The sequence below is a fragment of the Pseudomonas sp. NFACC45 genome (genome assembly GCF_900113505.1).
In the GTDB taxonomy this organism is placed as follows: Bacteria; Pseudomonadota; Gammaproteobacteria; order Pseudomonadales; family Pseudomonadaceae; genus Aquipseudomonas; species Aquipseudomonas tehranensis.
Map to the genome: position 1 here is coordinate 192,042 of NZ_FOPO01000007.1, position 13,665 is coordinate 205,706.

Consider the following 13,665-nt stretch of genomic DNA (forward strand, 5'->3'; position numbering starts at 1 on the left):
AGGCTTCATAGAGGTTCCTCGCCGTCATCTTCTTTTAGGGCTTGCAGTTCCAGCGTATCGGGGCTCATGGCGCCGCGAATGGCCTGCTCTTGTTGTAGCAGGCGCTGGGCTTGTGCAAGCTGGTTCGGCGGTAATTGGGCTTCGAGGGTCTGGGCAAGCTCGATGGCTTGCGGGGTGTTCTGGACCTTGGCCAACTGACTGAACACATAAGCATTGACCGGGTCGGGCTTGGTGCCCTTGCCTTGGGAGAACAACTGGGCGATGGCGAAGTCAGCGCTGTTCTGGCCGTTGCGCGCGGCCTTGAGCAGATGGTCCAGGGCCTTTTGCGAGTACACCTGGCCCAGGTAACCACGGCGATAGATCTGGCCCAGGTAGTAATCGGCGGCCACTTCGCGGCCAACGGCTTTCTGGAAATGCGCTTCGGCGACCTTGGCGTCAGCCGGTACCCACTTGCCTTCGTAGTACAGCTTGCCCAGCAACAGATCGGCACGCGGCTGATCGGCGGCGCGGCCGTTTTCCAGGTACTGCATCATCTTGTCGACGTCACCCAACTCGGGGAAGTCGTAGAGAATCTGCGCCAGGCTGACCCAGGCAGCGGGATAGCCAGGGGCGATGCCTTCGAGCAACGACTGTGCGGTCTTTTCGTCGGTCTTGCCCAGGTTCGCATCGGCCAGGACGCGGGCGACGCTGTCCACGCGCTGGGCGGACACGGTGCCACTCTGATGACCGGCCTGCATTTGCTTGAGCAACTCGGCCTGCTGTTCAGGCTGGCCGCGTTTCTGATAGACCGTGGCCAGTTCGACGTAGCAGATGTCGGTGGTAGCCAATGCGGCCTTGCAGACTTTTTCCACTTCATCCAGATGCTGGTCGTAGGTGCCCTGGGTGCGATAGAGCAGAATCTGCGCCAGGCCCGCTTCCGGGTAACCGGCACTGCGCCATTGGCTGATCTGCTGCTGAGCGTTGACGTTCGGGAAGCTTTGAGGATATTGCAGGTACAGCATCGCCAGCGGGATGAGGGTGCCGCCCTGACCGTTGGCGAAGGCTTTCTTCAACAGGCCTTCGGCTTCGTGCTTTTCCGCTTCGCTGGAGCCGGGTTTGGCCACCAGCAGGCGGCCCAGGCGAGCCTGGGCCCGTGGCGAGATATCGGCCGCGGCGCGGTAAGTCGCCTCGGCTTTTTTCATCTGCTCGGGGTCTCGGCTGTCCACCTGGATGTCGGCCAGGCCGACCTGGGCTTCGCTGTAGCCCAGGTCTGCCAGTTGCTGATAGTTCTGCTGCGCCAGCGTGGTGTCACCGCGCTTGAGGGCCTCGTTGGCCAGGCGCTGGTCGGGCAGGCCCGCGCAGCCGGCCAGGCTCACGGCCAGCGCCAGCGCGCAGAAGGCACTTGTGTGGGAGCGAGCCTGCTCGCGATGCAGGCCGCTCGGTACACCAGGCACACCGCACTTATCCCATCGCGAGCAGGCTCGCTCCCACAGGGAATGCGGCGTTTTGTTTTTTTGTGGAGTCGTCACGGGCATGTCCTCGACTTAAATACCGACAGCCATGGCTTTGTCGATCAGCCAGTTCAGGTTCGGGCCACGGTCACTGGTGACTTCTACCGGCCGGCCAGCCAGCGAGCTGTCCAGGGGTTCGTCAGGCTGGATCAGTACACGGATATCGGACGACAGGTCGGCACTTTTCAGGCTGGTGCTGCTGACGATCTTGCCGGTACGGGTGGTGTCTTCGCCGGCAACCTGGAAGCTGACCGGGGTGCCTGGGCGCACGTCGCTGAACTGGCGATAGGAGAAGCGTGCTTCGACGTTGGCTTCGGTGCCCCGTGGGACCAGTTGGAAGATCACGTCACCCTTGCTGGCGTACTGACCGTCGGACACCAGTTGCTGGGCCACGATGCAGTCGCACGGCGAGGTCAGGGTGCCGGTCATTTGCTTGCCGAACAGTTCCTCGACCTTGGACGGTTGCAGCTGGTTGTCGTCCAGATGGCCCTTGAGCACATCGAGCATGCTGGTGCTGAACGTGGCCAACGGGGCACCTTTCGCGGCCACGCCGTCGGCCTGGACCAGGCTCTGCACGGTGCCGTCACGCGGCATGGTGATGGACGTGCCCGGTACGTTCACCAGGCCCGCCTGGGCGTGGCTGACGAAGTACATGCCGTACACCGACTTGAAGATGAAGCCGAACGCCGCCAGGCCGACGATAAAAATCGCCAGGCTGAAGGTCACGGCCCGCAGGCGACCCAGGGCGGTCATGCCACCGTTGTCATCCTTCTGCTTGCGCGCCTTGGTGAAGTTGTCGCGTTGCAACGTCGCCAGCACATCGCCGACGCCGACGATGTCGCCGGCCAGGTGCGAGGTGATGATGTGACGCAGCGTCGAGATGTCCCGAGGCTCCAGATTCTGGAACTGGCAGCCGGTGCGACCGGTCTGGCGGTCGTAGGAGCGAACCTGCAGTTCCACGTCCATGGCCAGGCCAAGGTTGTCGATCACGAATTGCAGGCGACCCTTGTACGCCTCGCCCACCTTGAGCGGCATCTGGCCGGCGTTGAAGCACAGGCCTCCGGCGGACAGGTCCAGGACCTTGACCTCCATGGGCGTACGGTCGGGACCGAAGAAACGCAACTTGGCCGGGATTTTCACTCGGGCGTGTTGGCGCTGGGCTTCGGATTCATGCACTACGTTGACATTCACGGCGGTGTTCATAGGGGCGATTTCCTAGTTAATTCAGGCGAGTTCGGTCAGACCATCATCAGCAGCACGGCAACAAACACGCTGCCGGCGGAGAAGGTCATGGTCCGAGACGACCAAGTGTTGAACCAACGTTGAAAGCTGGCGAGATCACGGGTCAGATGGGTGGGCTGGCGAGTCCAGGACTGTTGGTCGAGGCGGAAGAACACGTAGATCTTCACCAGCGCGCCAACGATCTGGTTGTAATAGAGAATCGCCGGGTAGGCCGGACCGATCCGGTGGCCGGAGCACGACAGCAACAGGGTCAAGAGCAACCGGGTGATGCCGATCCACAGCAGGTACACCAGGATGAATGCGGTGCCGTACTTGAAGCTGGCAATCAGTGCCACGGTCAGGCCCAGCAGCGAGGTCCACATCGACACGCGCTGGTCGAACAGCACCACCGAGGTGAACAGACCCAGACGCTTCATGCCCAGGCCCAGTGCCCGGGAGTTCTGCCGCAGGTTGTTGCCATACCAGCGGAACATCAGCTTGCGACTGGCCTTGATGAAGCTTTTTTCCGGCGGATGCTCGACGGTATTGATCGCCGCATCGGGTACGTAGAACGTGTCGTAGCCCAGACGCATCAGGCTGAACCAGCTCGACTTGTCGTCGCCGGTGAGAAACTTGAAGCGGCCCAGGCGCCAGTGTTGCAGCGAGTCGCTTTCCACGTCGGCGATGAAGTCCGGGTTGGTGACCACAGTGGCGCGGAACACCGACATGCGGCCGGTCATGGTCAGCACACGCTTGGACAGGGCCATGGAGCACATGTTGATGTGGCGCTGAGCGAAGCGCAGTTTGTGCCATTCGCTCATGATGTAGCCGCCGCGCACTTCGCAGAACTCGTTGGTGGTCAGGCCGCCGACGTTGCCGAACAGTTGGAACCACGGCACGGTCTTGCGCACCACGCCTTCGGCGAGCACGGTATCGCCATCGATCACCGCGACCACTGCACGGTCGTCCGGCAAGTGGCGGGAGATGGCGCGGAAACCGAAGGCCAGGCCGTCACGCTTGCCGGTGCCAGGGATGCGCACGAAGTCCAGCTTGACGCGCTCTGGCGGGTTCATGCGCGCCCAAAGGCTCTTGACCAGCAATTCGTCGGACATCTCCACGATGGAGCAGACCACGGTAGTGGGCAGCCCGCAGTCGATGGCCTCGCGAATCACCGAGCTGTAGACCTGGGCGGTGGTCAGCGCGTCGATCCGGAAGCTGGTGACCATCAGGTACACGTGGGACGGATCCGCCGCCTTGCCCAGCTTGCGTACCTTGCGGCGCAGATGCGGGTAGACGATGTACAGGAAGATCATGCCGCGCACGAAATGCGTCGCTCCCATGGAGTAACGCCAGATGCCCACGGCGCCGATCAAGAAAATGAAATCCTTGGATTCGGAGTCGAACGTGGACGTGGGCAACGCCATGGCGATGCCCATCAATAAACTCAAGTAAAACAGCCAACCGGCGGCCTGAAGCAGGCCGTGCTTTAGCCTGTGCATAATCTGCATCCGTCTCTATCTCGGGCGGGCCTTGTGGGCGGCCCGATGGGTTAAGGCAGGCGAAAGGCCGGCCGGGGCGTTGCCCCGGCCGGCAAACAGACTTACCAGCAGATGCCTTCGGTCCGGCCACTCGGGTTGGTGGCCTTGGACATGAAGCCAACCAGGTCGATGACCTGCTTGCCTTCCGGTACGTTTTCGGTCAGCGCGCGGAACTTCTCGTCGCGGTTGCCCAGGATGATGATGTCGGAGCTGTCGATCACCGAGTCGAAGTCAGCGTTGAGCAAGGACGAGACGTGAGGGATCTTCGACTCGATGTAATCCTTGTTCGCACCGTGGACGCGGGCGTATTCGACGTTGCTGTCGTAGATCTTCAGGTCGAAACCCTTGCCGATCAGCATTTCCGCCAGTTCTACCAGTGGGCTTTCACGCAGGTCGTCGGTGCCGGCCTTGAAGCTCAGGCCCAGCAGGGCGACCTTGCGCTTGTCGTGGCTGGAAACGATGTCGAAGGCGTTCTGCACCTGGGATTCGTTGCTGCGCATCAGCGAATTGAGCAGCGGCGCTTCCACGTCCAGAGAGCTGGCGCGGTAGGTCAGGGCGCGAACGTCCTTTGGCAGGCACGAGCCGCCGAATGCAAAGCCTGGGCGCATGTAGTACTGGGACAGGTTCAGGGTCTTGTCCTGGCAGACCACGTCCATCACTTCACGACCATCGACGCCGACGGCCTTGGCGATGTTGCCGATCTCGTTGGCGAAGGTCACCTTGGTGGCGTGCCAGACGTTGCAGGTGTACTTGATCATCTCGGCGACAGCGATGTCCTTGCGGATGATCGGCGCATCGAGCTCTTCGTACAGCGATTGCAGAACGTCGCCGGAGGCTTTGTCGAACTCGCCGATGACGGTCATCGGTGGCAGGTCGTAGTCCTTGATCGCGGTGCTTTCACGCAGGAACTCAGGGTTGACCGCGACGCCGAAATCGACACCGGCCTTTTTGCCGGAGCAGTCTTCCAGAATCGGGATGACCACATTCGCCACGGTGCCTGGCAGTACGGTGCTGCGAACCACGATGGTGTGGCGGGTGGTCTTGTCGCGCAGGACAAAACCGATCTCGCGGCACACCGCTTCGATGTAGTTGAGTTCCAGATCGCCGTTCTTCTTGCTCGGTGTACCGACGCAAATCATCGACAGGTCAGTATCACGAATCGCTTCGGCGAAGTTGGTGGTTCCGCGCAGACGGCCTGTTTCGATACCTTGTGCCAACAGCTCGCCCAGACCGGGTTCAACGATCGGCGATTTACCGGCGTTGATCATGTCGATTTTGTCTTTGGCGACATCTACGCCAACGACATCATGGCCCCGTGCAGACAGGCAACCGGCACATACTGCACCGACGTAACCCAAACCAAATATGCTAATGCGCATCGCATTTACCTCTGTTTTTCACGCCATTAAATGGCCGGAGTTAATAGTGTTCAGCGGTCATAGTGCACTCGGAAGTGTGGAATGCAGGCGCCACAGTGCCGTGTGCAGGCATACTTAAGTTCCGAGTGTCTAAATAAGTGCACTCAAGTTGTGCGCAATGCGGCCTAGTTGTTATGACCTGCCCTGTTATGCAGCCAGTCCTCGTATTCGGGAACGCTCGTGCAAAGGTCCTTCACCTCTGATCCCTGGCAAAAAGCCCACAAAATCAGAAGCTTGTGTGCTCGGGTGAGCACGTTATAGGGGCGCAGCCTTGGCCTTGTAGGGGATAGTAATGGTGCGTTATCTCCTGTCCTTTATAAGATGGATCCAAATAGGCGACCGTTTCACTAAATTGCCATGACAACTTGGTTACTTGGATCGACGGCCTATGTAAGTCTTCTCTTACACGCTCCGTGAGAATCGTTACGGGTGGTATGAGCCGTGCAATTTCACATAGTTCCGATCCGCTCATCGCGATTTTCGAAATTTTTCGAAATATTATGAAAGATGGCACTGACCTCATGATGATGGCACTTGCCATTTTGACCTTTGATAACGGGGAGTTAAGGGGGGGAGATATTTTTGTGCCACTACCGAATAAAAAATTTGGTGCCACTACGTAAAAAACTGACAGATGTCGAGTGAAACAAAAGTTAGCGAGGGGAGGGGGCGATTTATTGGCGTCATGGAACTGACGAGGTGGGCGGGAAAGTTAGATGACGTGTTCGGGTTTGATCAAGGCCCCTGATCAAGGGGCCATATAAGGATGTGCTTTATTCGGGGGCATGGTCACGCAGGAACACCAGTTTGTCCGCGCTCGATTGTTGGGCATTGAAACGGTAGCCCTGGGCATCGAACTGCTTGAGTGCTGCCGGATCGTTGATGCGTTCCTGAATCACGAAACGGCTCATCAGGCCACGGGCCTTCTTGGCGTAGAAACTGATGATTTTGTACTGGCCGTTCTTCAGGTCCTTGAACTCGGTATCAATGACTCGCGCTTTGAGCACGCTGCGTTTGACCGCCGAGAAGTATTCATTGGAGGCCAGGTTCAACAGTATGTCGTCACCCTGGTCGGCCAACGCTTCGTTAAGCCACTCACTGATACGCGGGCCCCAGAACGCATAAAGGTCCTTGCCTCTGGCATTGGCCAGCTTGGTGCCCATCTCCAGGCGATAGGGTTGCATCAGGTCCAAAGGGCGCAGCAGGCCATAAAGACCGGAGAGCATGCGCAGATGCTCCTGGGCATAGTCGAAATCGGCTTCGGCAAAGCTTTGTGCATCGAGGCCGGTGTACACATCACCCTTGAAAGCCAGCAGAGCCTGTTTGGCATTGGCCGGAGTAAACGCCGGGGTCCAACTACCGAACCGTGCGGCATTGAGGCCGCCGATCTTGTCGGAAACGTGCATCAGCTCACTGATTTGCGCCGGAGAAAGTTCGCGCAATTGCTCGATCAACGCCTGGGAGTGATCCAGGTATTGCGGCTGGGTAAAACGCTCGGTGGCCGGCGCAGTTTCGTAATCGAGGGTCTTGGCGGGGGAAATCACCATCAGCATGCAATCGTCTCCTTCAAAGGTGCGGCGATTCTAGGGGGTTGTCCGGGTGGACTCCAGCTATTGGGGTGATAGGTGATCGGTGGGCGGGATTATGCTGGAGTTCATAGGAGGTGCCCCTGTCCTGTGGCGAGGGGATTTATCCCCGCTGGGCTGCGAAGCAGCCTCAAGGCTGACGGCTCGGTCATGAGGTTGATTGCAATCCTTTCATTAGGGGGCTGCTGCGCAGCCCAGCGGGGATAAATCCCCTCGCCACAAAAGCACCCTCGCCACAACGGCTTCCCCGCCGCGTTGGGTTTGGCTAGATCAGCTATGATGCCGCGCGGGTTTCGTTATGGAGACATCCCTTTTGCGCATCGTCCTTCTATTGTCGGCCTGGTTCCTGAGTTTTGCGGCCACTGCCGCACCCAACGACATCGCCACTCTGGACCGCAGCACCTGGCCGGAGCAGCTCACCAGCCCGACGCTGTTCGACGTGGCCTCGCGAGCCGAGATCCTGATGTTCGCCCGGGTCCTGCTGGACACCGATGCCATGGACGAAATCGCCCTCAAGCAGCACCTGGGGCTGCGCACAATCAATATGGCGGCGATCGACACCCTGCGCGCGCGGTTGTGGCAGCGACTGCTGAGCAACTACAACTTCGCCCAGCAAAGCTGCGATCAGGACGCTTCGTTCTGTTTTCTGGTGGAAGACCTGGCGACGTTGCGCGAAGAGGCGGGCAGGCTCACGCTCGATGAAAACTCCTATTACATCAAGTGGGCTGAGCCGAGCCGGATCTTCCACACTCAATACCTGGACGAGCTGTTGCGCAAGGCCGCGTTGTTTCCGCAGACCAGCAGCGAAATCGCGCGTTTCGGCGATTACGAACGCAACGGTGATGATCTGAATGACCGGCTGTTCCTGCTGACCTTCGACAGCGCGGCCAACATCACGCCGGACAATACCCCGTGGCTGACTGAATACCTGCGCAAGTCGAACATGAACGGCACTTTCTTCGTGCTGGGCAAGGACATCCAGGCGCGGCTTGCCGAGCGCTCGGTCAACCACCTCCAGGCCTTGTATTCGGGGCAATGCGTCGGTGTCCAGGGTTGGGAGTTCCGCTCCCACAGCCATTGGCAGGACTGGCAGGACTCAGTGCGGCGCAGCGTCGATCTGGTCAAGGGCAAGCTGCCGGAAAACTACGTGCCGCTGTTCCGCCCGCCCCAGGGCCAGCGTCGTGGCGATGCCGGCGCATTTTTCCGCAACCAGGGCCTGCAAGTGGCGCTCTGGGATATCGATCCCCAGGATAGCGCCGGCCGGCTCAACCCCGAGCAAAGCGCCCAGCGCACACTGACCCTAATGCTGTTGTGGCGCCGCGGCGTGATCAATTTCAACGTCAAGCAGGATGCGCTGAAAACGGCACTACCCTGGCTCATTACGCAAACGGCGCAAAGCGGGATCGGCTGGGAAGATTGTCGGGTCGCGTTTCGCTGATTTGGCCAAAGGCCCGGAAACACGGGGGGAAGAGGAGAATTCGGCGCACTTTCATGACGACCGGACTTCCGACTTTAACGGCGCAACGCCACAACGCCAAGGGTTATTCGTCACTCTGAAAAATAAACTTCAAAAAAGCGTCAAAGTGCTTTTTCCTGTCATGTGTTTTGGAGTATCAAGAAGTCAGACCGCCGAAACCTGCAACACAGGTGGCGTCTTCCAAGACCCAGTTGTGTGCAGTTCACCTCAAGCCTTGCGGGTGAATTCGGTGGCTACCTCGAGGCGCAGCACTGTCACGGTATTGCGTCGAATGGCCCCCACAAAGGTGACCGAGTATGGATGACCACGGACGTAGCCCTTCCTCCAACCAGCCAATCCTGTATGTACTCGATACCAACGTATTGATCCACGATCCAAACGCACTCCTGAACTTCGAAGAACACCATGTTGCCATCCCGATGACCGTGCTCGAGGAGCTGGACAAGCTCAAGAGCGGGCATCACAGCGTCGCCGCCGAATGCCGGCAGGCGATCCGCCTGATCGACAAGACCCTGGGAGACGCCTCGCCCGAGGACGTTGAACTGGGGGTGCCGATCCAGCGTGGCAAAAGTGGTCCCAAGGGCCTGCTCTCGATCCTGATGAGCAAGCGCACCGAACCCAACCTGGTGCTGCCCGAACACCTGAACGACAACATCATCATCAACCAGTTGATCGACCTGCACGCGCGTAACCAGGATCAGGCCGTGGTGCTGGTGACCAAAGACATCAACATGCGCCTCAAGGCCCGCGCCTGCGGGATCGCGGCGGAGGACTACAGCACCGACCAGTTGGTCGACGATGTATCACTGCTGCCCAACGGTTATCACACCATGACCGGCTCCTTCTGGGACCGGGTGAGCAAGGTCGAGACCCGTCAGGACCATGGTCGCACCTGGCATCAGGTGCAGTTGATCGACAATCTGCCGGCGGTGCACATCAATGAGTTCATCATCGACGAGCAGGGTTTCGTCGGCTGGATCAAGGAAATCCAGGTCGACAAGCTGCTGATTCTCGATCTGCACCAGGAACCCCTGCTGCATCAGGAGGCCTGGGGCCTCAAGCCGAGGGATATCTACCAGAGCCTGGCCCTGTTTGCCTTGCTCGACCCGGATATCCACCTGGTCAACCTGTCCGGCGCCGCCGGTTCCGGCAAGACCATCCTGGCCCTGGCCGCCGCCATCGAACAGACCATGGTCAGCAAGCGCTACCGGCGCATCATCGCCACCCGTAGCGTGCAGGGTCTGGACCAGGAAATCGGCTTTTTGCCCGGCACCGAAGCGGAAAAAATGGAGCCTTGGCTGGGCGCTATCACCGATAACCTCGAAGCCTTGCACATGGATGACGAAAGCACCCATGGCAGCGTCGATTACATCCTCAGCAAAGTGCCGTTGCAGTTCAAATCCCTCAACTACATTCGCGGCCGCAGCTTCCAGCAGAGCCTGATCCTGATCGACGAATGCCAGAACCTCACCCCGCACCAGATGAAAACCATCATCACCCGTGCCGGCGCCGGTTCCAAAGTGGTGTGCCTGGGCAACCTGGCACAGATCGACACCCCTTACCTGTCCGCGACCAGTTCCGGGCTGACCTACCTGACCGAACGCTTCAAAGACTTCCCCAACGGGGTCCACATCACTCTGCAGGGCGTACCGCGCTCGATCCTGGCCGAATACGCCGAATCTCACCTGTAACCCCACCCAAACCGGGCGATCTCAACATCGCCCGGTTTTTTTGTGCTTACAACGTCCGTAGGAGCTGTCGAGTGCAACGAGGCTGCGATCTTTCCCCAAACAATTGAGTCGAAAGTGAAAGACCAAGATCAAAAGATCGCAGCCTTCGGCAGCTCCTACAGGGGGCCTGTGTGCGGGTGCGACAATCAAGCGTGCCGGAATCTGACTCACGGGTTTACAATCGATGCTCCCGATCAGGAGTAACCCCGTGCTGACTCATCTCGATTCCCAAGGTCGCGCTAACATGGTCGACGTGACCGACAAGGCCGTGACGTTCCGTGAAGCCACGGCCGAGGCCTTTGTGCGCATGCTGCCCGAAACGCTGCGGATGATCGTCAGCGGTGGTCATCCCAAAGGCGATGTGTTCGCCGTTGCGCGGATTGCCGGAATTCAGGCGGCGAAAAAAACCAGTGATCTGATTCCGCTCTGCCATCCGCTGATGCTCACCAGCGTCAAGGTCGAGCTCAATGCCGAAGGCGAGGACCGGGTGCGCATCGTTGCCCGTTGCAAACTGTCGGGGCAGACCGGGGTGGAGATGGAGGCGCTCACCGCCGCCAGCGTTGCCGCGTTGACGATCTATGACATGTGCAAAGCCGTGGATCGGGGCATGACCATCGAAGGCGTGCGGGTGCTGGAGAAACTCGGCGGCAAGAGCGGCCACTTCCAGGCGGATGCGTCATGAACATTACCGTGAAGTTCTTTGCGCGTTATCGCGAAGCGTTGGGCGTTGACTCGCAGAGGGTCGAGGGCGATTTCTCCACGGTGGACGACGTTCGAGCACTGTTGGCCGCGCGTGAAGGTTTCGACGTGTTGAAAGAGCAAAACCTGATGTGCGCCCGCAACGAAGACCTGTGCCAGCTCGACGAGCCACTGGTCGATGGTGACGAAGTGGCATTCTTTCCCACCGTGACCGGAGGCTGAGCCATGGCGATTCGTGTGCAAGCCGATCCGTTCGACCCGGGCGTCGAAGTCAACGCGATGCACGCAGCCAATGTCGGCGTGGGAGCGGTGGTGAGTTTTGTCGGCTACGTGCGTGACTTCAATGACGGCCTCGATGTGTCGGGGATGTTCCTGGAGCATTACCCAGGCATGACGGAAAAAGCCTTGGGCAAGATCGCCGTCGAGGCCGAGCAGCGTTGGCCGTTGCTCAAGCTGGAGGTGTTGCACCGCATCGGCGCCCTGGAACCGGGCGAACCGATCGTCTTCGTGGCGGCCGCCAGTGCCCATCGCCAGGCGGCATTCGACGCCTGCGCCTTTGTCATGGACTACCTCAAGACCCGCGCGCCGTTCTGGAAAAAGGAAAACACCGCTGATGGTCCGCGCTGGGTCGAAGGGCGCGACAGTGATCATGCCGCGGCGGATCGCTGGAAGCGGTAGATCGCCTGTTAGTCATCTGGAGGCTGTGAATCCGCCTTCGCGAGCAAGCCCGCTCCCACAGTGGTTCTTTGTTGTGCACAACATGTGTGTCCGACGCAGGCCCCTGTGGGAGCGAGCCTGCTCGCGATTAGGTCCTCAGCCGCACATCAAATTCCGCTGCCTGACTGATTGACGATATGTACATTAAAGTCCAGTATGGATTTATAAGTACACAAAAGTCCGTCGCTTCACCTTTCTCTGCCAAAACCAACAACAACCCGCGCGAGATCGATCATGAAAAAACTCCCCCTCATCACCGGCCTGGCCTTGAGCCTGCTGGCCTCCAGCAGCCTGTTTGCCGCCGAAAAAACTTTGCGCATCGGCATCGAAGCGGCTTATCCGCCGTTTGCTTCCAAGACCTCCGAAGGAAAGATCGAGGGGTTTGACTATGACATTGGCAATGCGCTATGCGCGCAGATGAAGGTCAAGTGTCAGTGGATCGAGAGCGAGTTTGACGGACTGATTCCGTCGCTCAAGGTGAAAAAAATCGACATGGCGCTGTCGTCCATGACGATCACCGAAGAGCGCAAGAAGTCGGTGGATTTTACCCACAAGTACTACTTCACCTCGTCGCGGCTGGTCATGAAGGAAGGCGCGGCGGTCGATGACCAGTACGCCAGTCTCAAAGGCAAGACCGTGGGTGTGCAGCGAGCGACTACCACCGACCGCTTCGCCACGGAAGTCTTCGAACCCAAGGGCGTGACAGTCAAGCGCTACAGCAACAACGAAGAAATCTACATGGACCTGGCGTCAGGTCGGCTGGACGCAATATTCGCCGACACCATCCCGCTGGAAGATTTCCTGTCGATGCCCCGGGGCAAGGGCTACGCGTTTGTCGGCCCGGAGCTCAAGGACCCGAAATACGTCGGTGAGGGCGCGGGTATCGCGGTGCGTAAGGGCAATACCGAGCTGGTGGCGGACTTGAACAAGGCCATCGACGGGATTCGGGCCAATGGTGAGTATCAGAAAATCCAGGCCAAGTATTTCAAGTCGGATATCTACGGCGACTGATTGATCGCCATCGCGAGCAGGCTCGCTCCCACAAGAGATTTGCGTCGGACACAGTTTTTGTGTTCAACGAGATCCACTGTGGGAGCGAGCCTGCTCGCGATGAGGCCAGCCAGGCCAGGCAATACAAATCTTAGCCCTTCAACTCTTTCAAATGCTTGTAAACCGTCGCTCGTCCCATGTTCAGCACATTGGCCACATAGTTGGAGGCGCTCTTGCCTTTGAAGGCGCCTTCGGCATGCAGCGCCAGCACCAGTTCGCGTTTATGGTCGCGGGTCAGCAGGTTCAGGCTCAACTGACGCTCGCGCATCCAAGCGTGGAGGAAGGTGTTGATCCGTTCCTGCCAGTCATCGCGAAACAGTGAGTCCGGCTGCGGGATCAGCTTGCCCGGCGACAGGAACAGATCCAGCGCGGCCTTGGCATTCTCGAACAGCGAAATATTCAGATTGATGCACAGCACCGCCAGCGGGCGCCCCCCTGCATCGCGCAGCACGCTGCTGAGGCTGCGGATTTTCTGCCCGTCCCAATTGAGTTTTTCGTAAGGCCCGATGTTCCGTTCGCTGATCTCTTCGCTGAGCATGTCCTCCAGGGACGAGTCATCCCCTATTACGCGCTTGGACAGGTTGTTGGCGATGTAATCGACTTTCTGCGTACGCAGGTCGTGCAGCACCACTTCGGCGTGAGGGTAGAACAGCGTGGCGATGGCGTCGGCGATGGTACGGAAATTATCCAGTGTCGGATCAGGTAGCGGGGCGTTCATGACAGGGCTCCAGGCAGCGTC

At 59.2% G+C, this 13,665-nt stretch carries 13 protein-coding genes; 7 read left to right on the forward strand and 6 right to left on the reverse strand.

The annotated features are described in order from the left end of the window. Window positions 1-5: 5 nt before the first annotated feature. From algK to BM132_RS15055, 4 genes are all read right to left on the reverse strand, one after another. Window positions 6-1,514 (reverse strand): alginate biosynthesis TPR repeat lipoprotein AlgK, encoded by a 1,509-nt coding sequence (gene algK, locus BM132_RS15040; RefSeq protein ID WP_092456300.1) that lies wholly within the window; start codon window positions 1,512-1,514, stop codon window positions 6-8. 9 nt (window positions 1,515-1,523) lie between these two features. Continuing rightward, window positions 1,524-2,693, reverse strand: coding sequence for an alginate biosynthesis protein Alg44 (locus BM132_RS15045; RefSeq protein WP_092393728.1), 1,170 nt, complete (start codon window positions 2,691-2,693; stop codon window positions 1,524-1,526). Window positions 2,694-2,728: 35 nt separating this feature from the next. Further along, on the reverse strand, window positions 2,729-4,210 hold the full coding sequence (gene alg8 / locus BM132_RS15050) for a mannuronan synthase (protein WP_371264131.1): 1,482 nt from the start codon (window positions 4,208-4,210) through the stop codon (window positions 2,729-2,731). A 101-nt stretch (window positions 4,211-4,311) separates the two neighbouring features. Further along, window positions 4,312-5,628 carry a nucleotide sugar dehydrogenase gene (locus BM132_RS15055; protein ID WP_092456306.1) on the reverse strand — a complete coding sequence of 439 codons (1,317 nt, stop codon included), beginning with the start codon at window positions 5,626-5,628 and terminating at the stop codon, window positions 4,312-4,314. A 473-nt stretch (window positions 5,629-6,101) separates the two neighbouring features. On the opposite strand from BM132_RS15055, the gene BM132_RS15060 reads away from it, so the two are divergent. Next, complete coding sequence (locus BM132_RS15060) at window positions 6,102-6,290, forward strand: hypothetical protein (protein WP_092456309.1); 189 nt, start codon at window positions 6,102-6,104, stop codon at window positions 6,288-6,290. A 150-nt stretch (window positions 6,291-6,440) separates the two neighbouring features. Here the strand turns inward: BM132_RS15060 and yaaA are convergent, their stop codons facing one another. After that, window positions 6,441-7,220, reverse strand: a complete 780-nt coding sequence (gene yaaA, locus BM132_RS15065; RefSeq protein WP_092393716.1) for a peroxide stress protein YaaA — start codon at window positions 7,218-7,220, stop codon at window positions 6,441-6,443. Window positions 7,221-7,566: 346 nt separating this feature from the next. Between yaaA and BM132_RS15070 the strand changes: the two genes are divergently transcribed. From BM132_RS15070 to BM132_RS15095, 6 genes are all read left to right on the forward strand, one after another. Beyond that, complete coding sequence (locus BM132_RS15070) at window positions 7,567-8,691, forward strand: polysaccharide deacetylase family protein (protein WP_092456312.1); 1,125 nt, start codon at window positions 7,567-7,569, stop codon at window positions 8,689-8,691. 335 nt (window positions 8,692-9,026) lie between these two features. Then, window positions 9,027-10,421 carry a PhoH family protein gene (locus tag BM132_RS15075; RefSeq protein ID WP_047228849.1) on the forward strand — a complete coding sequence of 465 codons (1,395 nt, stop codon included), beginning with the start codon at window positions 9,027-9,029 and terminating at the stop codon, window positions 10,419-10,421. A gap of 247 nt (window positions 10,422-10,668) precedes the next feature. After that, a complete protein-coding gene (gene moaC, locus BM132_RS15080; RefSeq protein WP_092456315.1) occupies window positions 10,669-11,142 on the forward strand; it encodes a cyclic pyranopterin monophosphate synthase MoaC in 474 nt (157 codons plus the stop codon). Further along, complete coding sequence (locus tag BM132_RS15085; RefSeq protein ID WP_092456318.1) at window positions 11,139-11,381, forward strand: MoaD/ThiS family protein; 243 nt, start codon at window positions 11,139-11,141, stop codon at window positions 11,379-11,381. Before moaC ends, BM132_RS15085 begins: the two co-directional genes overlap by 4 nt. Before the next feature lie 3 nt (window positions 11,382-11,384). Next, window positions 11,385-11,837 carry a molybdopterin synthase catalytic subunit MoaE gene (gene moaE / locus BM132_RS15090; protein ID WP_092456321.1) on the forward strand — a complete coding sequence of 151 codons (453 nt, stop codon included), beginning with the start codon at window positions 11,385-11,387 and terminating at the stop codon, window positions 11,835-11,837. A 273-nt stretch (window positions 11,838-12,110) separates the two neighbouring features. Further along, a complete protein-coding gene (locus tag BM132_RS15095) occupies window positions 12,111-12,887 on the forward strand; it encodes an ABC transporter substrate-binding protein (protein ID WP_092456324.1) in 777 nt (258 codons plus the stop codon). Between the two features lie 130 nt (window positions 12,888-13,017). On the opposite strand, the gene BM132_RS15100 is transcribed toward BM132_RS15095, so the two are convergent. Continuing rightward, window positions 13,018-13,644, reverse strand: a complete 627-nt coding sequence (locus BM132_RS15100; protein WP_092393701.1) for a helix-turn-helix transcriptional regulator — start codon at window positions 13,642-13,644, stop codon at window positions 13,018-13,020. Window positions 13,645-13,665: the final 21 nt, after the last annotated feature.